This is a genomic window from Flavobacterium sp., from assembly GCF_031381455.1.
Classification (GTDB): domain Bacteria; phylum Bacteroidota; class Bacteroidia; order Flavobacteriales; family Flavobacteriaceae; genus Flavobacterium.
The window spans coordinates 19,029-41,560 of sequence record NZ_JANMXZ010000046.1 but is presented as its reverse complement, the minus strand read 5'-3'; the positions used below and the strand labels follow the sequence as shown (position 1 = coordinate 41,560).

The 22,532-nt window shown below is 34.7% G+C and carries 22 protein-coding genes; 15 read left to right on the top strand and 7 right to left on the bottom strand.

Annotated features, from left to right (window positions below; all coding sequences use genetic code 11):
* The first annotated feature begins 46 nt into the window (after positions 1 to 46).
* From pbpC to RMN97_RS11440, 3 genes are all read left to right on the top strand, one after another.
* Positions 47 to 2,422: a penicillin-binding protein 1C gene (gene pbpC, locus RMN97_RS11450; RefSeq protein ID WP_309614658.1), complete on the top strand. Its 2,376-nt coding sequence runs from the start codon at positions 47 to 49 to the stop codon at positions 2,420 to 2,422.
* A gap of 124 nt (positions 2,423 to 2,546) precedes the next feature.
* Positions 2,547 to 3,314: a DpnI domain-containing protein gene (locus RMN97_RS11445; protein ID WP_309614657.1), complete on the top strand. Its 768-nt coding sequence runs from the start codon at positions 2,547 to 2,549 to the stop codon at positions 3,312 to 3,314.
* On the top strand, positions 3,314 to 3,514 hold the full coding sequence (locus RMN97_RS11440) for a hypothetical protein (RefSeq protein WP_309614656.1): 201 nt from the start codon (positions 3,314 to 3,316) through the stop codon (positions 3,512 to 3,514). The genes RMN97_RS11445 and RMN97_RS11440 overlap by 1 nt, the downstream gene beginning before the upstream one ends.
* A gap of 224 nt (positions 3,515 to 3,738) precedes the next feature.
* Here RMN97_RS11440 and RMN97_RS11435 read toward each other — a convergent pair whose 3' ends face one another.
* The 3 genes from RMN97_RS11435 to RMN97_RS11425 form a co-directional block, all read right to left on the bottom strand.
* Positions 3,739 to 4,218 (bottom strand): DNA N-6-adenine-methyltransferase, encoded by a 480-nt coding sequence (locus RMN97_RS11435; protein WP_309614655.1) that lies wholly within the window; start codon positions 4,216 to 4,218, stop codon positions 3,739 to 3,741.
* Positions 4,219 to 4,539: 321 nt separating this feature from the next.
* Positions 4,540 to 6,084, bottom strand: coding sequence for a ribonuclease E/G (locus RMN97_RS11430; RefSeq protein ID WP_309614654.1), 1,545 nt, complete (start codon positions 6,082 to 6,084; stop codon positions 4,540 to 4,542).
* A gap of 326 nt (positions 6,085 to 6,410) precedes the next feature.
* Positions 6,411 to 6,704 carry an HU family DNA-binding protein gene (locus RMN97_RS11425; RefSeq protein WP_290284092.1) on the bottom strand — a complete coding sequence of 98 codons (294 nt, stop codon included), beginning with the start codon at positions 6,702 to 6,704 and terminating at the stop codon, positions 6,411 to 6,413.
* A 135-nt stretch (positions 6,705 to 6,839) separates the two neighbouring features.
* Between RMN97_RS11425 and mutY the strand changes: the two genes are divergently transcribed.
* The 4 genes from mutY to gldD are packed head-to-tail and all read left to right on the top strand — an operon-like array spanning position 6,840 to position 10,259.
* The gene (gene mutY / locus RMN97_RS11420; protein WP_309614653.1) at positions 6,840 to 7,880 is read left to right on the top strand and encodes an A/G-specific adenine glycosylase; all 1,041 of its coding nucleotides are present in this window, start codon (positions 6,840 to 6,842) and stop codon (positions 7,878 to 7,880) included.
* Between the two features lie 49 nt (positions 7,881 to 7,929).
* On the top strand, positions 7,930 to 8,367 hold the full coding sequence (locus tag RMN97_RS11415) for a single-stranded DNA-binding protein (protein WP_309614652.1): 438 nt from the start codon (positions 7,930 to 7,932) through the stop codon (positions 8,365 to 8,367).
* A gap of 25 nt (positions 8,368 to 8,392) precedes the next feature.
* Entirely contained in the window at positions 8,393 to 9,688 is a 1,296-nt protein-coding gene (locus RMN97_RS11410) for a gliding motility-associated protein GldE (RefSeq protein ID WP_309614651.1), read from the top strand.
* A 7-nt stretch (positions 9,689 to 9,695) separates the two neighbouring features.
* Entirely contained in the window at positions 9,696 to 10,259 is a 564-nt protein-coding gene (gene gldD / locus RMN97_RS11405) for a gliding motility lipoprotein GldD (protein WP_309614650.1), read from the top strand.
* A 52-nt stretch (positions 10,260 to 10,311) separates the two neighbouring features.
* On the opposite strand, the gene RMN97_RS11400 is transcribed toward gldD, so the two are convergent.
* Positions 10,312 to 10,692, bottom strand: coding sequence for a heavy metal-associated domain-containing protein (locus RMN97_RS11400; protein ID WP_309614649.1), 381 nt, complete (start codon positions 10,690 to 10,692; stop codon positions 10,312 to 10,314).
* Positions 10,693 to 10,892: 200 nt separating this feature from the next.
* Between RMN97_RS11400 and RMN97_RS11395 the strand changes: the two genes are divergently transcribed.
* Positions 10,893 to 11,759 (top strand): DMT family transporter, encoded by an 867-nt coding sequence (locus tag RMN97_RS11395; protein WP_309614648.1) that lies wholly within the window; start codon positions 10,893 to 10,895, stop codon positions 11,757 to 11,759.
* Between the two features lie 198 nt (positions 11,760 to 11,957).
* Here the strand turns inward: RMN97_RS11395 and RMN97_RS11390 are convergent, their stop codons facing one another.
* Positions 11,958 to 14,012 carry a pitrilysin family protein gene (locus RMN97_RS11390; protein ID WP_309614647.1) on the bottom strand — a complete coding sequence of 685 codons (2,055 nt, stop codon included), beginning with the start codon at positions 14,010 to 14,012 and terminating at the stop codon, positions 11,958 to 11,960.
* A gap of 11 nt (positions 14,013 to 14,023) precedes the next feature.
* Positions 14,024 to 15,355 carry a pitrilysin family protein gene (locus tag RMN97_RS11385; RefSeq protein ID WP_309614646.1) on the bottom strand — a complete coding sequence of 444 codons (1,332 nt, stop codon included), beginning with the start codon at positions 15,353 to 15,355 and terminating at the stop codon, positions 14,024 to 14,026.
* 210 nt (positions 15,356 to 15,565) lie between these two features.
* On the opposite strand from RMN97_RS11385, the gene rplU reads away from it, so the two are divergent.
* Together rplU and rpmA are read left to right on the top strand one after the other, a co-directional pair.
* The gene (gene rplU, locus RMN97_RS11380; RefSeq protein WP_309614645.1) at positions 15,566 to 16,042 is read left to right on the top strand and encodes a 50S ribosomal protein L21; all 477 of its coding nucleotides are present in this window, start codon (positions 15,566 to 15,568) and stop codon (positions 16,040 to 16,042) included.
* A gap of 21 nt (positions 16,043 to 16,063) precedes the next feature.
* Complete coding sequence (gene rpmA / locus RMN97_RS11375; protein ID WP_309614644.1) at positions 16,064 to 16,324, top strand: 50S ribosomal protein L27; 261 nt, start codon at positions 16,064 to 16,066, stop codon at positions 16,322 to 16,324.
* A gap of 778 nt (positions 16,325 to 17,102) precedes the next feature.
* On the opposite strand, the gene ahcY is transcribed toward rpmA, so the two are convergent.
* Positions 17,103 to 18,419: an adenosylhomocysteinase gene (ahcY, locus tag RMN97_RS11370; RefSeq protein WP_309614643.1), complete on the bottom strand. Its 1,317-nt coding sequence runs from the start codon at positions 18,417 to 18,419 to the stop codon at positions 17,103 to 17,105.
* A gap of 137 nt (positions 18,420 to 18,556) precedes the next feature.
* Between ahcY and RMN97_RS11365 the strand changes: the two genes are divergently transcribed.
* The 5 genes from RMN97_RS11365 to arfB are packed head-to-tail and all read left to right on the top strand — an operon-like array spanning position 18,557 to position 22,505.
* A complete protein-coding gene (locus RMN97_RS11365; RefSeq protein WP_309614642.1) occupies positions 18,557 to 19,216 on the top strand; it encodes a 4-phosphopantetheinyl transferase in 660 nt (219 codons plus the stop codon).
* Positions 19,216 to 19,929: a geranylgeranylglyceryl/heptaprenylglyceryl phosphate synthase gene (locus RMN97_RS11360; RefSeq protein WP_309614641.1), complete on the top strand. Its 714-nt coding sequence runs from the start codon at positions 19,216 to 19,218 to the stop codon at positions 19,927 to 19,929. Before RMN97_RS11365 ends, RMN97_RS11360 begins: the two co-directional genes overlap by 1 nt.
* The gene (pnuC, locus tag RMN97_RS11355) at positions 19,929 to 20,546 is read left to right on the top strand and encodes a nicotinamide riboside transporter PnuC (RefSeq protein WP_309614640.1); all 618 of its coding nucleotides are present in this window, start codon (positions 19,929 to 19,931) and stop codon (positions 20,544 to 20,546) included. Before RMN97_RS11360 ends, pnuC begins: the two co-directional genes overlap by 1 nt.
* A complete protein-coding gene (locus RMN97_RS11350; protein ID WP_309614639.1) occupies positions 20,513 to 22,114 on the top strand; it encodes a DUF4301 family protein in 1,602 nt (533 codons plus the stop codon). Before pnuC ends, RMN97_RS11350 begins: the two co-directional genes overlap by 34 nt.
* Complete coding sequence (arfB, locus tag RMN97_RS11345; RefSeq protein ID WP_309614638.1) at positions 22,104 to 22,505, top strand: alternative ribosome rescue aminoacyl-tRNA hydrolase ArfB; 402 nt, start codon at positions 22,104 to 22,106, stop codon at positions 22,503 to 22,505. Before RMN97_RS11350 ends, arfB begins: the two co-directional genes overlap by 11 nt.
* Positions 22,506 to 22,532: the final 27 nt, after the last annotated feature.

The window sequence follows — 22,532 nt, the reverse complement described above, 5'->3', positions numbered from 1 at the left end:
CACCTGACAGGTTTTTAAAACCTTTCAGGTGTTTAATTCCAAAATCGTGAAAACTAAACTTCAAGCGTTATACCAACGCTTCATAAATTATATCAAACGTAACCCAAAGAAGTTAGCTGCAGTATTTATAATGTTGGTAGTGTATTACTTTTCTTTGCCGCGTACTCTTTTTGAAGAACCTTATTCTACCGTTATCGAAAGCAGTGACGGCGAGTTATTAGCTGCCAAAATTGCCCGTGATGGACAATGGCGTTTTCCGTCCAAAGACAGCGTTCCCGATAAGTTTAAAAAATGTATCGTCTATTTTGAAGATGAACATTTTTACTATCATCCGGGTTTTAATCCTGTAGCGATGTTCAAGGCATTTCAACAAAACAGAAGCGCTGGAAAAGTGGTTCGTGGCGGAAGTACCTTAACACAACAGGTTATCCGTTTGTCGCGCAAAAACAAAAAACGCACCTACTTCGAAAAAGGAATTGAAATGATTTTGGCAACACGATTAGAATTGCGTTGTTCCAAGGATAAAATTCTGGAATTATATGCTGCGCATGCGCCTTATGGCGGAAATGTTGTTGGTTTAGAGATGGCTTCCTGGCGTTATTTCGGAGTGCAGTCACATCAATTGTCGTGGGCAGAAAGTGCAACGCTGGCAGTGTTACCCAATGCGCCAAGTTTGATATATCCGGGAAAGAATCAAATCAAATTGCTAAAAAAGCGAAACGGATTGCTGTTGAAATTATACAATAAAAAAATAATTGATAAACTTACCTATCAATTATCAATAACAGAACCTTTGCCTCAAAAGCCGTATTTAGTTCCTCAGATAGCGCCTCATTTATTGCAGCGGGTGGCCAAAACGGATGAAGGAAAACGCATCAAAACAACGATTGATATTTCGTTGCAGAATCGGGTGAATCAGATAGCGGCGCAGTATTACAATCAGTACAAACAAAACGAAGTGCATAATTTGGCTGTAATTGTCATCGATATTCAAAACAGAAACATTATCAGTTATGTTGGGAATTCGCCAACGGATAAAGACCACGACAAAGATGTTGACATCATTGGTGCACCAAGAAGTACAGGAAGTATTTTAAAGCCGCTGTTATTTGCTTCGATGCTGGATGAAGGTGAGATTCTGCCAAATACTTTGGTTGCCGATATTCCGACTCAGATTTCGGGTTATACGCCTGAGAATTTCAATCGTACTTTTGATGGTGCGGTTCCGGCGCAGAGGGCATTATCTCGTTCGTTGAACATTCCGGCGGTGTTAATGTTACAGGAACATGGTGTAAATAATTTTTATGAACTGATGCAGAAATTCAAACTCAGAAACATCAATAAACATCCGGATCATTATGGATTGTCTTTAATTCTTGGTGGTGCCGAAAGCAATCTTTGGGATTTGTGCCGAACCTATGCGAATTTGTCTTCAACCGTGAATTATTTCAATGCTTCCGACGGAAAATACAGAACCAAGGAATTTGCTGAACTCAATTATGTCAACGGATTTGAGCAGGATTATGGAGATGAAAGTTATCAGAAAACAATCTTGGGTGCGGGTTCTATTTATCTGACGTATAACGCCATGAAAGAAGTCAATCGTCCCGAAGGTGATGAAGCCTGGAAGTTTTACGATTCTTCGTTAGAATTAGCATGGAAGACCGGAACCAGTTTCGGGAATCGCGATGCGTGGGCCATCGGAACGAACTCGCGTTATGTGGTTGGCGTTTGGGTTGGAAATGCAAACGGAGAAGGCCGACCTGAATTGACAGGAGTTGGAAGTGCAGCTCCGATTTTGTTTGATGTTTTCAATTTGCTTCCGCGGAAAAAATGGTTTCAAACGCCGTTAAACGATTTGCAATATGCTGAGGTTTGTGCGTTAAGCGGACATTTGGGACAAGATGACTGTCCGAAAATCAGACAATTAATTAACAGAAAAGGAATGAAGACTTCGGTTTGTGCCTATCATAAATTAGTGCATTTGGATGCAACGGAGCAATACAGAGTAAACAGCAGTTGTGAAGATGTAGATAATATGGTAACCAAAAAATGGTTTGTGCTGCCACCGGTTATGGAATGGTATTATAAAAGTCTGCATATAGATTACAAACCATTGCCGCCATTTAGAGACGATTGTCAGCAAAACCAGCAAGCATCAATGGATTTTATTTACCCAAAAACAAACAGCAAAATTTATCTGGTGAAGGACTTCAACAGCAAGATTCAGCCGGTGATTTTAAAAGTGGCGCATTCCAACAAAGAAGCGAAGTTGTATTGGTATGTTGACAATGTGTATAAAGGCACAACTCAAACTTTTCACGAAATGCAGATTGAAGCTGAAACAGGAATTCATTATATTACGGTGGAAGACGAATATGGGAATGATATTAGGAGGAAGATTGAGATTATTAAAGATTAAATTAGTATACAAAAGTGAGTGTTTTTTGTTGAAAGTATATAAAAGTCTAATTCAGGTCTTCATTATTTCTTATTTTAGCACAAACCAAACTTTATGAAAGCAAGACTTTTTCTAAAATTGTAAAATGGATTTAAATCTTAATATTGAATTAGCTAAAGGATATAGCAGTAATTCACAAATTGCAAGAGTCCTTACAGAAACTTGGGTAAAACTAAATTCGTATTGTCCTAGTTGCGGTGAAAGACCATTAAACGATTTTGAAAACAATAGACCTGTTGCTGATTTTTATTGTACAAAATGTACGGAAGAATTTGAGTTAAAAAGCAAAAGCGGAAAATTTAGTACTACTATAACAGATGGTTCCTACGACACAATGATACAGAGAATAACCTCTGATACAAATCCGAATTTTTTCTTTTTAACCTATAACAAAGAGTATACTGTAGATAATTTTTTGATAATTCCAAAACAATTTTTCACCCCGGAAATTATTATTAAAAGAAAACCTTTATCTGAAACAGCAAAAAGAGCAGGTTGGACAGGTTGTAATATTGACATATCTAAAGTGTCTGAACTTGGAAAAATATTTTTAGTTGAAAAAGCTAAAATTATTAAACCAGAAATTGTTAAAACAGCCTATAATAAAACTACATTTTTAAGAAATACGAGTATCGATGCGAAGGGATGGATTTTAGATATTCTTAATTGCATTGAAAAAATACCCAATAAAGACTTTACACTAAAAGATATTTATAATTTTGAAAAAGATTTAAAATTGAAATACCCAAATAATAACTTTATTAAAGATAAAATTAGACAGCAGCTACAGCTTTTAAGAGATAGAGGAATTATTGAATTTAATGGCAGAGGAACATATAAGAAAATAGAATAATGAAAAAATATATATTTATAACACCAGAAGGCAATACAACTTCACCTATAGGTTGTAAAGTTGAAAATTTTCAAGTTATAGGAATTGTTGAAGATGTAGTAAACGAAAATGAAGCTCTGAAAAAGTTATTGTTAGAAAACGAATGGATATTTGATGCAGAATTTAATATTGCCGAATTCATTTGTTACGAAATTATATAATCCCGCTAGGGATTTCATATGGGTAGAAAATAAATCAACACAATACCAAAATCCCTTTAGGGATGATATATTAATTGTGATGCAAAGAGGATATTTAGAGTTTTTAATTCATTGAGGTTGACTATGATGATTTATGTAATAGAGCCTATGTAATTTATATCATCCCTAACGGGATTTTTCTATCAAATAATATTCTTTCTACCCATATGAAATCCCTAGAGGGATTATTTCAATGCTAAAAATCTTCCTTCAATACCACAATCTTTCAGAACTTTAGCATTTTCTTTTCCATAAGCTATAAAGACGCTTGGAGCTCCAGGAGTTCCTCCCTGAACACCTGAAACATGGTAGAATTTAATTCTTCCTTTAACAAAAAGTATAGCATCTGCATCATTCCAAATATGTTGAAAGAAGCATTTGGTTTCAGTTCTGGCAAAAATTAAGGCAATACCATTACCATGAAACTTTAATTTTTCTAACCATAATTCCATTCCTCTTCCATAGGGAGGATTCAAATAAACTCTACCGAACCATTCTTTAACTAAACCATTATCCAAAGTTGTAAAATTAGTTTTAGCGTGAAGAAAAGGGGCATTAATTGGACTACAAGGGTCTAAATCAAAATCCCCAAAGCTTTTAACCAATTCGGGAGGAGTCAACCATTCTACTTTTGTATTCTCGCAACGTTCAAAAGAAGTATTCATACCTTTTATTTGTTGCAAATATTAGATCAATATTTCGATTTTGCAAATCTAATATGATCATTTTCAGCATTTTATAAACTATTTGGTGTTTGTAAATTGGAATTAACTGAATAACAGAAAGCTAGAGTCTGATAGTGTAGATTTTTTAATCTGAATAGACATCTAAAATTTAATCCTTATCTGGAATAAAATTTTGAAATCAAAACCCCTAGCCCGGATTGAAACGGAAATCCTTTTTGTTTTTACAAAAAGATTGTAGTGAAAAGCCGGAAACAGCTTCTAATAAAAAAACCGCCAAGCTTTAGCAAGGCGGTTTCTTATTTATTGCTTGATTTCCTTTCCTTCACCATCGAAGAATTGGTACTCAAAATACGTGTAAGCGTCACGAGGTATGATTTTCACCCACTTTTTATGTTCAAAAAACCATTTTGAACGTAATGATGGAAAACCTTTGGTAAGGTATGCTGCCACAAATGGATGAACATTTAAGGTCACTTTTTTATGGTCTTTAATTATTTTTTCAAGAGAAAAGGCAATCGTGTCGATAATCTGAATTGGCGCATCAATGTCGCTCGTCAAATTATTTGGATTTTCTTCTCTTGTTTCAATATTTACTTCTGGTCTTACTCTTTGTCTAGTGATTTGGACTAATCCAAATTTACTTGGCGGTAAGATTTTGTGTTTGGCTTTATCATCGCTCATTTCTTCTCTAAGGAAGTTGAACAACACTTGGCGATTATCTGGATCTTTCATGTCGATAAAATCGACTACGATGATTCCGCCCATATCCCGAAGACGTAATTGTCTTGCGATTTCTGCTGCGGCTATCATATTAACTTCCATGGCAGTATCTTCTTGATTGTTGGCTTTGTTAGAACGGTTTCCGCTATTCACGTCAATAACGTGTAAAGCTTCAGTGTGTTCTATAATCAAATATGCGCCTTTACTCATGGATACTGTTCGTCCAAAAGAGGTTTTTATTTGTCTTTCGATATGGTATTTTTCAAACAATTGCGTGTCTTTCGATTGATAAAATTTAACAATTTTTTGTTTCTCTGGAGCTATTTCGGCTAAATAGTCCTTTGTTTCTTGGTACAACTCTTCATCATCAATTTGAATACTGGTAAAAGTATCGTTGAATACATCTCTAAGTATCGAAGAAGCTTTGTTAAGCTCTCCCAATACTTTGGATGGATGATGTGCAGTTGGTAATTTTTTACTCATTGCAGTCCATCTATTCATTAAGTTCTGCAAATCTTTTTCTAATTCGGCTATGTTTTTGCCTTCTGCTACTGTTCTCACAATAACACCAAAACCCCTTTGTTTGATAGATTGTACAAGTTTTTTAAGACGGTCTTTTTCTTCTTTGGATTCTATTTTTTGCGAAACAGAAACGCGATCCGAAAAAGGCACTAAAACTAAAAATCGTCCGGCGAATGAAAGCTCACAGCTTATTCTCGGACCTTTTGTAGAAATAGGTTCTTTTACTACTTGTACTAATATTGACTGGTTGGCACTCAGTAAGTCTGCTACTGCACCATCTTTGTCAATTTCTTTCTCAAACTGGAAGTTTTTTAGGGAGAAATCTTTTAGTTTACCTGCGCTTACAAGTTTTATGAATTTCAAATAAGAAGCGAAACTTGGACCTAAATCCTGATAATGTAAAAACGCATCTTTTTCGTAGCCTACATTTACAAAAGCAGCATTCAATCCGGCAACAGGTTTCCTTATTTTGGCAATAAAAATATCGCCAACCTGGAAGTTGCTTGTTTCTTTTTCTTTGTGTAATTCAATTAGTTTTCCATCTTTTAATAAGGCAAAATCTACAGCGTCATCACTAGATCTAATGATAAGTTCTTTATTCACTTTGTAAATTTTTATCTGTATTTGGTGTTTGTAGTTTATGGTTTGTAGTTTATAGTTAAGAACCATAAACCATGAACCCTAAACCCTAAACCTTTTGGTACAGATGGATTAAACATTTTAAACAGGTATTGTTATTACCCGGCGGAATCTTTCGATTCCAATTTCAATGAACGTTTTCTAAAAAAAGAAAAGTAGTTTAAAACTACTTTTTCTTTTTGTGTCGGTTAGCTCTCGCACGTTTTTTACGTTTGTGCGTTGCTACCTTATGTCTCTTTCTTTTTTTACCACTTGGCATACGTTGGTTATTTTGTGATTAATAAATGAGTTTATACTGCTACTTCAGTATTAGTTTTTATAGCTTCTACAAATACTTTTGCAGGTTTGAATGCTGGAATATTGTGTGCTGGAATTTTGATTGTCGTATTTTTTGAAATGTTTCTACCAGTTTTTTCAGCTCTAGTTTTGATAATAAAACTACCAAATCCTCTTAAATAAACATTGTCTCCAGTTTCTAAAGAAGTTTTTACTTCTTCCATAAACGCTTCAACTACTGCTTGAACATCTCCTTTTTCAAGTCCTTTTCTTTCTGAAATCTTTGCTACGATATCTGCTTTCGTCATTTTCTTTCGTATTTAATATTAATTATGTGATTTTTTTGAGGTTGCAAATATATGAATAATAAAAACAATATTTCAAGCATAATCTATTAAAATTTAATCACATAAAGATTTATTTTTGCAATCCACAATTTAACTATGAGATTCTCTAAAACACTTATCCAATGGTATTTACAAAGCAAACGTGATTTGCCGTGGCGAAACGACACAAATCCCTACACGATTTGGCTTTCAGAAATCATGCTTCAACAAACACGGGTTGCTCAAGGATTGCCTTATTATTTGCGTTTTACAAAAGCATTTCCTACGGTTTTTGATTTGGCAAATGCCGATGAAGAAGAAGTGCTAAAATTGTGGCAAGGTTTGGGCTATTATTCCAGAGCTAGAAATTTGCATAAAACAGCGAAACAAATTGCTTTTGAACTCAATGGTGAATTTCCAAAAACCTATGCGGCATTATTGCATTTAAAAGGAATTGGAGAATATACAGCGGCCGCAATAGCATCGTTTGCCTACAATGAAAATGTTCCTGTAGTTGACGGAAATGTTTTTAGAGTTTTGTCGCGTTATTTTGATGTGGAAACCGATATCGCTTCGGCTGGAGCCAAAAAAGAGTTTACACAATTAGCAGCTGAATTATTGCCAAAAGGCAACGCCAATATATTTAACCAAGCCATAATGGAGTTCGGCGCTTTGCAATGTGTGCCAAAAAATCCGGATTGTGGCGTTTGCGTTTTTAATGATAGCTGTTTGGCTTTGCAAAAAGGTAAAGTCTCACAACTTCCGGTAAAATCTAAAAAGACTAAAGTCACCAAACGCTATTTTAATTATTTGGTTTTTTTGGATGAGAATGAAAATACGATTATTAGCAAGAGAACCAAAAAAGGAATCTGGCACAATTTATATGAATTTCCATTGCTTGAAACTAATGCAGCAGAAACTGACAAAACGGTTTTGGAGTTAATTCAAAATCAAAGTTTTGTTGAAAACGCTATTCAGGAAATTCAATTATGCAATCCCGAAGGTATTGTTCATAAACTTTCGCACCAACATCTGTCTATAAAATTCTGGAAAGTTAAGGTTGAAGGAGCACTGCTCAGTGGAATAGATTGTAAATCAGCTTCTAAATTCCCATTTCCTATTGTTATTTATAATTTTATTGAAAAAGAATGTTTCTAATCTTCAAAAAAAGTAGTAAATTTGAGGGAAGCTAAATTTAGTTGAAAATATGAATGGCACCTTAAATAAAGTAATGTTAATTGGTCATCTTGGTGACGAAGTAAAGATGCATTACTTTGATGGTGGAAATTGTATAGGCCGTTTTCCTTTAGCGACCAATGAAGTGTATATCAACAAGCAAACTAACGAAAAAATCACCTCTACCGAATGGCATAATTTAGTAGTAAGAAATAAAGCTGCCGAAATTTGCGAAAAGTATTTATCAAAAGGGGATAAAATATATGTTGAAGGCAGAATTAAATCGCGCCAATGGCAAGCCGAAGATGGGACGACAAAATATACTACCGAAATACAAGTTACCGAATTTACATTTTTGACTACCAAAAAAGAAGTTGACGGATTAAAAACAACACAACATTTAGAGCCAAAAAGCACTAATTTTGAAACGCCCAATCTTGCAACTCCCGAAAACGATTTGCCGTTCTGATATTGTTTAACTAATCTTTACTTCATTGGACTTTGAGCCCAGTACTAATTTTTTAGCAACTATAGATACCAATTTACTTTTTGGAATTATAGCTATTACGTTTCTTCTATTTTGTTCTGCCATGGTTTCTGCCGCAGAAGTTGCTCTTTTTTCTCTCACGCAACAAGACTTAAACACCCTATCAGAAGAAGATTCTTCAAAAGCTAACCTAATTTCGAAATTGCTGCAACGACCAAAGAAACTTTTGGCAACCATATTGGTAGCAAATAATTTCAGTCATATTGGCGTTGTGATAATTTTCTCTTTTGTTGGGAACAATCTTTTTTCAGCAATAGAATCTCCAATTCTAAAGTTTATAGTTGAGGTAATACTCGTAACCTTTCTTATTCTTTTATTTGGTGAAGTATTACCAAAAATTTACGCAAGCAGAAACAATATCCGATTCTCAAAGTTTGTTGCCAATCCGTTATCGTTGTTAGACAAATTGCTTTCGCCAATAAGTCTGCCAATGCGCTCGGTGAGTATTTATTTGCATGATAAATTAGGAAAGCAAAAATCAAATATTTCGGTAGATCAATTATCCCAGGCATTGGGATTAACGTCTACAGAAGACACGACTTCGGAAGAACAAAAAATATTAGAAGGTATCGTTTCGTTTGGGAATACAGATACAAAGCAAGTCATGAGTCCAAGAATTGATATTTTTGCACTTGAAATGGAAGAAACTTTTGCCGAGATTTACACTAAAATAGTGGACAAAGGTTATTCCAGGATTCCAGTTTACAGAGAAAGCATCGATCATATTGAGGGCGTTTTGTTTGTCAAAGATTTGATTACACATATTAATAAAAAGGAATTCGACTGGAATACACTGATACGAGAACCCTTTTTTGTACCCGAAAATAAGAAGTTGGACGATTTGTTAAAAGAATTCCAAAGCAAAAAAAGTCATTTGGCAATTGTGGTCGATGAGTATGGCGGAACTTCGGGATTGGTTTCGCTAGAAGATGTAATCGAAGAAATTGTTGGCGATATTTCGGATGAGTTTGATGATGAAAATTTGAATTTCTCCCAAATTGACGATAAGAATTTCCTGTTTGAAGGAAAAATAAACCTCAAAGATTTTTATCGAATAGTTGATGTTAATGAGGAACTGTTTGAAAGTAGCAAAGGCGAAGCTGAAACATTGGCCGGATTTATATTAGAAATTTTAGGTAATTTCCCCAAAAAAGGACAGAAAATTCATTTTTCAGATGTGCGTTTCACCATTGAAGCGGTCGATAAGAAAAGAATAAAGCAATTAAAAGTAACTCTCGAATAAGTTAAAAATGACAAAAAAAATCAACGGGTTTTTTGGAATAGCATTGCTTTTGGTTTTTGCCAACGGTTGTAAAGATGATGTTTTGCCAAAGCCCGCAAGCCAATTGCGATTGGATTATCCGGTTGCTAAATATGCCTCATTCAGCAATCATTGTCCTTTTGAATTTGAAATGAATGATGATGCCATTATCAAAGAAGATAAAAATTGTGGCTTCTCAATAGAGTATCCAAAAATGAAAGCGACAATATATTTGACCTATAAAACGGTAAACGGCGACATTAATAAATTGTTGAGAGACGCACAAAAACTAACTTACGAACACGTTATAAAAGCGGATGATATTTTAGAACAGCCCTACATAAATAATGGCAATAAAGTATACGGAATGTTTTATCAAGTTGATGGAAATGCAGCTACAAACGCCCAATTTTACGCCACGGATAGCATCAAGCATTTTGTAACTGGTTCAGTATATTTCTATGCCAAACCTAAATTTGATTCTATTATGCCGGCAGCGGATTATGTAAAAAATGACATGCAGCGTTTGTTGGAAACTATTAAATGGAAATAAAAAGTCCTCTCATTTTTTAATAAGAGGACTTTTTTATAATATATTTTTGAAGTTATACTTTCCCTTTTGTCTGCATTCCCGAAACTTTGTAAGTTTCACCATCACCTGTAGTTTCAACCGCTTTTGTTAATTTTTCCGGAGTTAAAACTGAAGCATCAAAATCAACGGTTGCTTCTTTTTTATCAAAATCAACGGTTGCTTTTTGAACGCCATCCATTTTTGATAATTTAGTTTCAATGGTTTTAGCACAACCCATGGCGCATGTCATTCCTTCAATTTTGAAACTTGCAGTTTCCGGTTTTGCAGCAACAGCAACTTCTTTTTTAGTGTTAGTTTCATCTGTTCCTGAAACAGGTTTGCTTCCAGTATCTTTACAGCTAAGAAGTAAGGTTGAGGCAAGACCAAAAGTTAATAGCGATTTGGTGAAATTCATAATTTTAGAATTTATTAGTTATGATTATTTTAATCATGGACAAAATTAGTAAAAAATAAAAGTGATTATTCTTAAAATAATTACAAAATTTGATGTCTTGAAAAACATATATGAAATGAGCTTACGTAAACGTAACAAATTATAGAAGAAATTCAAGAGCGAATTACATATAACGAATAAAAATCAATAGATATCTTAATATGAAATCACTGCAGTTAAAATGGGTTATACTAGTTGCTCTTGCTCTAATTTGGGGGAGTTCTTTTATACTTATTAAAAAAGGATTAGCCGGATTAGATCCTTTTCAGTTGGGTTCTTTGAGAATAATTTTTTGCGCCATTTTTCTTTTGATTATTGGTTTTAAAAACATAACCACAATCCCGCTACACAAGTGGAAGTATATTGCACTGACTTCTTTATTCGGAACATTTATTCCGGCGTATCTTTTTGCAATTGCCCAAACAGAGATTAACAGTTCAGTGAGTTCGATACTCAATTCTTTAACGCCTTTGAATACCCTAATTTTAGGCGCGATTGTTTTTGGTTTGGATTTTAAACGAACACAAATTTTTGGAGTAATCGTTGGATTAATCGGGACGATGTTATTGATTTTTAACGGAGCTATTCATAATCCAAATCAGAATTATTGGTACACCATATTGGTATTGATTGCGTCGATTTGTTATGCGATGAATGTGAATTTCATAAAAAAATATTTATCCGATTTAAAACCACTAACCATAACGGTTGGTAACTTTTTAGTGATGTTGTTTCCGGCTTTACTAGTTCTCTCTTTTACCGATTTCTTTACCGTTGTTCATGTAGAAAAAGTACAACATGCCATGATTTTTGTGGCGGTTTTGGGAATAATAGGGACAGGTATTGCCAATGTGCTTTTTTACAAATTGATACAAATTTCGTCTCCGGTTTTTGCAACTTCAGTCACTTATTTGATTCCAGTAGTAGCTTTCTTTTGGGGACTTCTCGATAATGAAATGCTCACGCCATTGCAGTTTATTGGTGCTTTTATTATTTTGATTGGCGTTTATCTTTCAAGTAAGAAATAAAAAGCAGAAAGATTAACCAAAATCCCGAATCCTCGGAACACAAAGAAGGCGCAAAGAGCGCAAAGCTTTTAGTTTGATATTTTAAAATTTGCTTTTTTGATATTTTTTTGCATTTTGTTTTTTTGCATTTGGAATTTATAACAATAAAAAAGACCGCTATTGCTAACGGTCTTCTTTACTTTATTTAATAAATTTCAACTATTGAAAATCGGAATCAGAAACACCTTCGTTGATTTTTACATCACTCATTTTGATATCTAATTCAAAACCAACATTCATTATAGTGTTGAAAGGCACTTGAACTCCTTTTACAGCTCTATAATCATTGAAGTTTGTAACTCTTGTCATTTTTTGTCCACCTTGCTCCTCAATAGAAGCTTCGGCAGTTTTCAGACCTGTTTTCACATCAAAATAATACGTAGTAGTACCATCAACAACGGCATAAGAATCAGCACCATTCATTGGCTCAATCCCTGAAACGGTTACACCTGCTTTTGTGGCCAATAAAGTTTCGTTGAATAACACTGCGCTCTCTTTCATTTTTGCAAGAGCATCACCTTCTAAAACTTTTTTCTGCCCTTGTTGCATCATGTACCCAGTATTTCCGTTTACCACTTGCTTCATTATAGAACCCATTCCGGCCATAGAAAGCTCAATAGCCATTCTTCCTTTGTTATCCATTTTTGATGTGTAAGACAAAGGCATTGGAGCTTGAGGAATTGTAGTAGAACCTGTATAAGCTATAGATTTAACTGCTTTCACCGCTTTGTCTCCACCAATCGCAGCTACATAAGCATCGATTACTGTTTTTGCTGTAACTCCAGCAGGAACTGGTTTTTTCATAGCTGGTTTCTCAGTAGGATTACCGAATTTATCGAAATAGAACATTGGAATTTTTAGTTTTTCCAATCCTGAAATAACTTCTGAACCTTTTCCGGTAACTACGATACGTAAATTATCAGCTAAGAAATATTTGTTTGCAACTCTCATAATATCTTCAGGCGTAACGGCATTGATATTTTTGATATAGTTTTCATAAAAATCAGCAGGCAAACTTTCTGTTTCAATATTCAAAGCGTAACGGGCAACGGTAGCCGGTTTTTCAACTTGCATTACAAAACGGCCAATGTAACCAGCTTTTACACCGTTTAACATTTCTTCTGAAACTTTCTCAGTTCTAATTTTGTTTAGTTCTTTCAAAGATTCTACTACAGAACTATCTGTAACTGCATTTCTAACTTGGGCATTTGCTTTGAATTTGCTGTAGATGTTTTTGTCAAAACCAACGCTTGAACGAGCACCATAAGTCCAACCATGTTTTTCTCTCAGATTCATATTCAAATAACTATTGAAATCACCACCAAAAACTTGGTTAGCTAAAATCACAGGAAAGAAGTCAGCATCTGACATTTTTAAATTTACAGTGTTAACCAATGAGATTTCTGATTGAACCGCATTTGGCATATCTACAAAATTGATTTGTGTATACTGAACGTTGCTTGGATTAGAATACGTTAATCTTGGTGCAGTAGCTTTTACCCATGAACCAAATAGTTTTTCAACCATTTTTTTCACATCTTTTGTTTTCACATCACCAACGATTACTAAATAAGCACGTTCCGGAACGAAGTAAGATGCATAATTTGCTTTTACATCAGCTAACGTAACATTATTAATAGTTTCTTCAGATAAATATTCTCCTGATGGATGATTTTTACCATAAGCCAAAACATTTTCAACTCTTCCGGCAACTACAGGAACACTTTTTTCTTGTGTTTTTAATCCGTCGATAAGTTTTTCTTTTTCTTTCTCAAACTCTTCCTGAGTGAAATTTGGTGTCAAAGCACCTTCAGCCATCAACTCTAAAATTCTTTTCGAATATTTAGACAATCCGTTGGCAGCAGCTCCAGAAGAAAAGAAATTGATATCAGCTCCCATAAAATCGATTTCTTCATTAAAAGCATCTTTTGATGTTTTTGTTGAACCGTTTCCGATTAGGCTACTGGTTAAATCATCAACTCCTTTTTTGTTTCCTTCAGCATAAGGAGCATTGTCAATACTTAAATTGAATGAAACTCTAGGAAGTTTGTGGTTTTCAACTACTAAAACTTTTAATCCGTTTGGCAACGCAAAAGTTTCAGGTTTTTTAATATTAATTGTTGGCGATGGGCCAGGTTTCGGTTGTGTTCTGTCTTGTGCTTGCATAATAACGGTTAAAAACAAGCTTGATAATACTATAATTGATTTTTTCATTTTCTTACTGTTTATTGTTTGTTATCAGCTTTGTCTTTTGCAGGTACATAATCCAAAATCAAACGTTGGTTTGGATTAAGATATTTTTTAGCAGCGTCTCTCATTTCTTCACGAGTTACAGAGCGTAAGATGTCGATATTTGTATTAATCAAATTAACATCTCCATACAATAAATAGTATGTTGCTAAGTTTTCTGCAACACCTTCAATGCCTGAATTTTCGTCAACATAATTGCTTTCGTTTATGTTTTGTAATTTTTGAAAATCTTTTTCAGAAATTAAATCCGTTTGTAATTTCACAATTTCTTCATCAACTTCTTTGATTATGTCAGCTGAGGTGAAATCTCCTTGTGGCATTCCGTAAAGAATATATTGTCCGTAATCTTCTTGCGCATAATTGAATGCTCCGATTTGCAAAGCCATTTTCTTATCGTCAACGATTTTTTTGTATAATTTAGAACTTTTACCATTGCTTAAATAAGTAGAAATCATATCTAAAACTCTTGCATCACGAGTTTTCATAGATGGAATTCTATACGCTGCAACCACCATTGGTTTTTGGATGTTTGGATCTTCGTATTGTGCTTTGATTGTTTCAGTAATTGGTGCTTCTGTGAAAGTTTGTTTTTTTAATTCAACTCCTCTTGGAATTGGTCCAAAATATTTTTGAACCCAAGCTTTTGTTTGTGCAATGTCAATTTGCCCGGCAACAACTAGAACCGCATTGTTTGGAGAATAGAATTTTTTGTTAAAATCTTGAAACTCTTTTAAAGTTGCCGCGTCTAAATGTTCCATAGAACCGATAGTTGCCCAACGGTATGGGTGAACTTTAAACATGTTTTTCTTTACCTCGGCAATTAGATTTCCGTATGGTTGATTGTCAACACGAAGTCTCTTTTCTTCTTTTACTACTTCGTTTTGTGTATCAACTCCAATTTGGTTGATAACCGGATGCATCAATCTTTCTGATTCCATCCACAAACCTAATTCTGTATTATTCGAAGGGAAAACTTCGAAATAATAGGTTCTGTCTTCTGTGGTGTTGGCGTTGTTAGTTCCTCCGTTTGAAGTTACCATTTTAAACCATTCACCACGTTTGATGTTTTCGGTTCCTTCGAACAATAAATGTTCAAAAAAGTGAGCAAATCCAGTTCTTTCCGGATTTTCATCTTTTGCACCTACGTGATACATAACAGAGGTAATTACAACAGGTGCCGATGAGTCATTGTGTAAAATTACATGAAGACCATTTGGCAAATCGTACTCCTCAAAAGCGACCTTTTGGGCGTGAGCTACTCCTCCAAGCATAAGCATTGAACTTAAAGCGATTAATGAATTTTTCATAAAAAATTAAATTTTTTCAGTTGATTGTTCAGTTAGTTGTCTAACCGTTTAATTTGTTACACCAAAGGTATCTTTTTTTATTTATTTCCTTAAAAATATTTCTGTTCGATAACCTCCTGATTGTTAACACTAATTTTTTTTTGCGTAAGGGTTGCGTGTGTGGAAAATAGTCGTATATTTGCCCACTTAAAAAAATTAAATAATAACAATATGTATGCAATCGTAGAGATAGCAGGGCAACAATTCAAAGTAAGCAAAGACTTAAAGGTTTATGTTCACCGATTGGCTAATGAAGAAGGTTCAAAAGTTTCTTTTGACAAAGTTCTTTTATTAGACGATAATGGTAGCATTACTTTAGGCGCCCCAGCTATAGAAGGTGCTTCAGTAGAAGCCAAAGTGATATCACACTTAAAAGGAGATAAAGTAATCATTTTCAAAAAGAAAAGAAGAAAAGGTTACAAAAAGAGAAATGGTCACAGACAATACCTAACACAAATCGTGATTGAAGGTATATCTGCAACCGGAAGTAAAAAAGCAGCTTCTAAAGCAGAAAAAGCGACAGTAGCAGCAACTGAAGAAGTAGAAGCTCCTAAAAAAGCAAAAGCTCCTAAAGTAGAAAAGCCAGCAGATGAAGCAGCTCCAAAAAAAGCAGCTCCAAAAGCTAAAAAAGAAGATACACAAGAATAATAACAATATAACTCATACGTCATGGCTCACAAAAAAGGTGTCGGTAGTTCTAAGAATGGTAGAGAATCAGAATCAAAACGTTTAGGCGTTAAGATTTATGGTGGTCAAGCTGCAATTGCAGGTAACATCATTGTTAGACAAAGAGGTTCTAAACACAATCCAGGTGCAAATGTTTACATTAGCAAAGATCACACGCTACACGCAAGAGTAGATGGAGTTGTTAAGTTCCAAAAGAAAAAAGATAATAAATCATACGTTTCTATACTTCCGTTTGAAGCATAAGGATTAGATTTATTTATACTATAAAAACCCATTTCGAAAGAAATGGGTTTTTTGTTTTTAGACCTGTCAGGTTTCATAAACCTGACAGGTCTAGCTTTATTTTTCAGGAGCGAATGGTTCCGGCATTTTTGGTATCCATGTTCCCGCTTTTCGTTACAATATCTTTGTCAAAGTTTTACTTTGACAAAGATGATTTACGCTACAATCGGGGCTAGTTAGGATTTGTCTTTTGTGTCAGTCCATTATATCGTCCCTAAAGGGACTTTATTTTACATTGATTATTTAGCTACACATATTAGATCCCTAACGGGATTGAAAACAAAAAACCCTCACATCACTGCATGGGTCAAATAAAAAACTAACCAAAAACCCATTTATGAAGAGAGCGGCCTTTTGTGTAATAAATCAGCCAACAGATGGTAAATATCTGAGTTCTCTTCTTTCCTTATTTCCTTTTTTAGCTTTTCTATAATCTGGTCTCTCATGTAGTCGGCCATATTTTCCAATATTCGTTGCAATGCCTGTAAGGTTGCGTATCTGTAGGGTGCTGCCCTGAGTCGTTCAATGATATAATCTGAGTCCATGATATTTTTAACTTAATGATTAATACGATTTTTTATATTAAAGTTACGACCGAAAACCAAAATAGCAGTTACATATTGTTTCTGATAATTTATAAGATTAAGTCCTTCCAGCAAACAAAAAACCCTCACATCACTGCAAGGGTTTCTTTTTTATAGGATGAGATTCCCGCCTGCGCGGGAATGACAAATTTGGACTAGTATCTATAATACTCCGGCTTAAACGGTCCTTGAACTTCAACACCAATATATTCCGCTTGGTCGGCTCTTAAAGTTTCCAATTCAACTCCTAATTTTGCTAAGTGTAACATCGCTACTTTTTCATCTAAATGTTTTGGTAACATATAAACTTCATTGTTGTATGCTGCACTGTTTTTCCATAATTCAATTTGAGCTAAAGTTTGGTTTGTAAAGGAGTTACTCATTACAAAACTTGGGTGACCTGTAGCACAACCTAGGTTTACCAAACGACCTTCAGCCAAAATGATGATATCTTTTCCTGCGATAGTATATTTATCAACTTGTGATTTGATTTCTACTTTAGACGCACCATGGTTTTTGTTCAACCAAGCCATATCAATTTCGTTATCAAAGTGACCAATGTTACAAACGATAGTTTTGTCTTTCATTTTCTCGAAATGAGAACCTAAAACGATGTCTTTATTTCCGGTTGTAGTGATGATGATATCAGCATTTTCAACAACAGTGTTTAATTTTTTAACTTCAAAACCGTCCATTGCTGCTTGTAAAGCACAAATTGGATCAATTTCAGTAACCGTTACAATAGAGCCAGCACCACGGAAAGAAGCCGCAGTTCCTTTTCCAACGTCGCCATAGCCACAAACGATTACTCTTTTTCCGGCTAACATTAAGTCAGTTGCTCTACGAACAGCATCAACAGCCGATTCTTTACAACCGTATTTGTTATCAAATTTCGATTTAGTAACCGAATCATTAACGTTGATTGCAGGCATTGGTAATGTTCCGGCTTTTACTCTTTCGTATAAACGGTGAACACCAGTTGTAGTTTCTTCTGATAAACCTTTGATTCCAGCAACCAATTCTGGGAAACGGTCAATAACCATATTGGTTAAATCACCACCATCATCCAAAATCATGTTCAATGGTTTTCTGTCTTCACCAAAGAATAAGGTTTGCTCAATACACCAATCGAAAGACTCTTCATCAAGACCTTTCCAAGCATAAACCTGAATTCCAGCAGCAGCAATAGCTGCAGCAGCCTGATCCTGAGTAGAGAAAATGTTACAAGATGACCAAGTAACTTCAGCTCCAAGAGCAATTAATGTTTCAATAAGAACAGCCGTTTGAATTGTCATGTGAAGACAACCAGCAATACGTGCCCCTTTTAAAGGTTGTTCGTTTTTGTATTCAGCTCTAAGAGCCATTAATCCAGGCATTTCGGCTTCTGCCAATTCAATTTCTTTTCTTCCCCAAGCTGCAAGCGAAATATCTTTCACTTTAAAAGCTACATAAGGTAATGTTTGTGTACTCATCTATTATGTATATTTGTTTTTTTTATTTCGGTGCAAAATTACAACATAGGTTAGAATTAAAAAAGCGTTTTCTGTTTTTTTATGAATTGTTTAGCCACTTAATTTTCTGAAATACAAACAGATAATTTAAAACTCGAATGCCTCTACTAAAAACAATAGCGTTAAACGATTACACGCATTTGCTGGTTTGGAAAATAACCGAAACCTTTGACGAACTGTTTCGCAGTCTTGCCCTAAAAGATGTTTCGTTAGCACGAGTAGAAAGCATGAAAGCCGAAAGCCATCAAAAAGGGTTTTTGGCTGTCAGAAGATTATTGATGGAAGCGGGTTATACCGACTTTGATTTGTACTATGATGAGTTTGGCAAACCACATTTAAATGATGGTAAACACATCTCGATATCGCATTCGAATGACTTTTCGGTGATTGTTTTAAGCGATGTTAATATTGGTGCCGATTTAGAAATCCTAAAAGACAAAACACTAAAACTCGCACCGCGTTATATGGATGTTTCGCATTTAGAAAATCTTTCAAAGGAAGAGGAGATGATAAAAGCAACCGTGGTTTGGGGTGTGAAGGAAGCTGTTTTTAAAATCAAAAACGAAATTGGCATTAGTTTTAAAGACCACATTTTTGAGGATGATTTCAATTTGGCAGATAAGAAATGCACCGTCGAATTACGTGTAAATAGCAAAGTCGAACACTTTGATATTGTATTCGACTTTATTGAAAACTATGTTTATGTGTGTGCTTTTAACTCCGTTCCGTTCGGCTTTGCCTCGGGTGAAAAGAAATAATGGGAAAAATCTACAATTACATATTTGAAGCAAAATTAAAGAACCAAAAACTCTTAGCCATTTTAATCGATCCGGATAAAGTTGCTGTGGAAAGTATTTCAGTTTTGACAGAAAAAATAAAGCAGTCTCCAGCTACTCATATTTTTGTTGGCGGAAGTTCGTTTGATGGCCATCATTTGGATGAAATTATTATTGAATTAAAATCAGAAATCAAATTACCGATTCTGCTTTTCCCCGGAAATCCATCGCAGATTTCGGCCGAAGCTGATGGAATTTTATTCCTGATGCTGCTTTCGGGAAGGAATCCTGATTATTTAGTGGAGCATCAAATTAACGCAGTTCCAATTTTGGAAAAGACCAAGTTGGAAATCATTTCTACTGGTTATATTTTAATAGAAAGTGGAAGCGAAACAGCTGTTGAACGCGTAAGTAAAACCAAACCCTTGTCAAAAACCAATGCCGAATACGTTGCCCAAACGGCAAAAGCTGGCGAATTAATCGGAAACAAAGTAATCTATCTCGAAGCAGGAAGCGGAGCACAAAATGCGGTTCCGATTGAAATCATAAAAGAAGTTTCGAACAGAATTTCTGCACCATTGATTGTTGGCGGCGGAATCCGTTCCAAAAAACAAATAGATGAAGCTTATGCTGCTGGTGCCGATTTAGTCGTAATTGGAACGGCGTTTGAAAATGACCTAAACTTTTTTGGCTAATGTTCGAATTCCTTTTTAATCAATACAAAGACTATCCAACCTATGAAATCGTGCTGGAAGTAACTGCTATTGTTTTCGGGTTGTTGAGCGTTTGGTATGCAAAAAAAGATAACATTTGGGTTTTCCCAACAGGAATTATCAACACGGCAATTTATGTCTATTTGCTTTGGAAATGGTCGTTGCTGGGCGACATGATGATTAATTTTTACTATGTAGTAATGAGCATTTATGGCTGGTATCATTGGACACGAAAAAAAGATGATGTAGTCGAATTCCCTATTTCGAGAATGAATACTTACGAAAAGAAAGGTTCCGTTGTCATTTTTGTGTTAACGATAGGATTTGTGGTAGCTGTTTACACATTTTTTGATAAATTTACCCACTGGACATCATACGTTGATACCTTGGTTACCGGAATTTTCTTTGTCGGAATGTGGTTGATGGCGAGACGGAAAATCGAGAATTGGATTTTATGGATTATTGGTGATATCATATCCATTCCGATGTATTTTGTCAAAGGATATTCGTTTACGAGTATTCAGTATTTAATTTTTACAATAATTGCCATTTTTGGTTATTTAGAATGGAAGAAAACATTACAACAAAAGATAGTTTAATAAAACAGTACGGTTTTTCAGAAGCAGACTTTGCACAAATCAAAGCTTTAGGTATTTCTTTGGATAAAATCGAAGGTGAACTTTTGTTGTTTCAATTGGGAATTCCAAAAATCACGCTCGAAAAACCTGCTACTATAAATGATGGAATTGTAAAATTATCAAACGAAGAGTTTCAAAAATACGCCGATTTTTTTGATTCCAAAAAAGATAAATTAAAGCTCAAAAAGTTTGTTCCGGCTTCAGGCGCAGCGAGCAGAATGTTTAAATTTTTAAGCGAGTTTCTTAACGATTTTGATCATGAAAATGAAACGATAAATGCTTACATAAACAGAAAAAAGGACAAAAATTTACCAATATTTCTTGCCGGAATTGAGAAGTTTCCATTCTATGAAGAAATAAAAGCAAAATTAAAAGAGCTATATCCGGATTATTATTCTTTAGAAAGCCACGAGAAAAGTTATAGGTTCATTAAAACTATGTTGTCGCCGGAACATTTCGATTTTTGCAATAAGCCAAAAGGCATTTTGGATTTCCATAAATACGACACAGAAATTACAACGCCAGTTGAAGAGCATCTAAATGAATGTGCTTTTTATGCCAGCTCGAAATCGGTTTCACATTTGCACTTTACTGTTTCTGATCATCATGAAGATTTATTCCAAACTATAATTGACAGGGTAAAACATAAAGTTGTAGAAAAGTCTAAAACAACACTCCATGTGAGCTATTCCCATCAAGATAAAAGTACAGACACGATTTCGGTTACGCCAGGAAATGAGCCATTTCGCAATGAAAATGGTCAGTTAGTTTTTCGTCCCGGTGGTCATGGCGCATTGATTAATAATCTAAATAATCTTGATGCTGATGTGCTTTTTATCAAAAATATTGACAATGTAATTCAGAATCATATTCAGGAAATAACGTTGTATAAAAAAGGATTGGCAGGCATTTTACTCGATTTGCAGCAACAGATTTTCAAAATTCTGAAAGCAGTAGAAAATGATGAAATAGCAGAAAGAAATATTCCTGAAATCATTGCATTCATAGAGCAAAAATTAAATATTGATGTTTTGAAAGATTTCCATAAATATACTATTGAGAATAAATTAGAGTTTATAAAAAACAAATTAAACCGTCCGATTAGAGTTTGCGGAATGGTGAAAAATGAAGGCGAACCCGGCGGTGGACCATTTTGGGTAACAAGTTATAAAGGCAATGTCTCGTTGCAAATTGTAGAAAGTTCGCAGGTTGACAATCACAATCCGGAACAGGTGGCAATATTGGCAAAAGCCACCCATTTTAATCCGGTGGATTTAGTTTGTGCTACCAAAAACTATCGTGGAGAAAAATTTGATTTAACGCAATTTATAGACATGAGTACTGGTTTTATCGTTCATAAAAACAATAAAGGAAAAGACTTAAAAGGCTACGAATTACCTGGACTTTGGAATGGTGCCATGGCAAAATGGATTACCGTTTTTGTTGAAGTTCCGTTGGTAACTTTTAATCCGGTCAAAACCGTAAACGATTTGCTAAAACCTGCGCATCAACCACAAAATGGAAACTGAAAAAATCATTGCTGAACTAAATTTTAAAGCAGTCAGAAGCTCCGGTCCAGGAGGACAAAATGTAAATAAAGTTTCTTCTAAAGTTGTCCTGACTTTTGATTTGAATACTTCTCAAGCGTTAAACGAAGAAGAAAAAGTTTTGATTGCAACCAAATTAGCTACGAAATTAACTTCCGAAAATCTACTGATTTTAAACTGTGACGAAGACAGAAGTCAACTCAAAAACAAAACAATCGTCACAAAGCGTTTTTTAGACTTAATCGAAAAAGCTTTGATTGTTCCCAAAAAAAGGAAAGCAACCAAAATTCCAAAAGCAGTTGTCGAAAAACGACTCAAAGACAAATCTGTTGTTTCAGAAATTAAAGAAAACAGAAAGAAACCTGAAATTTAATTTTTAGCTACTTTTGCCAACTAATTA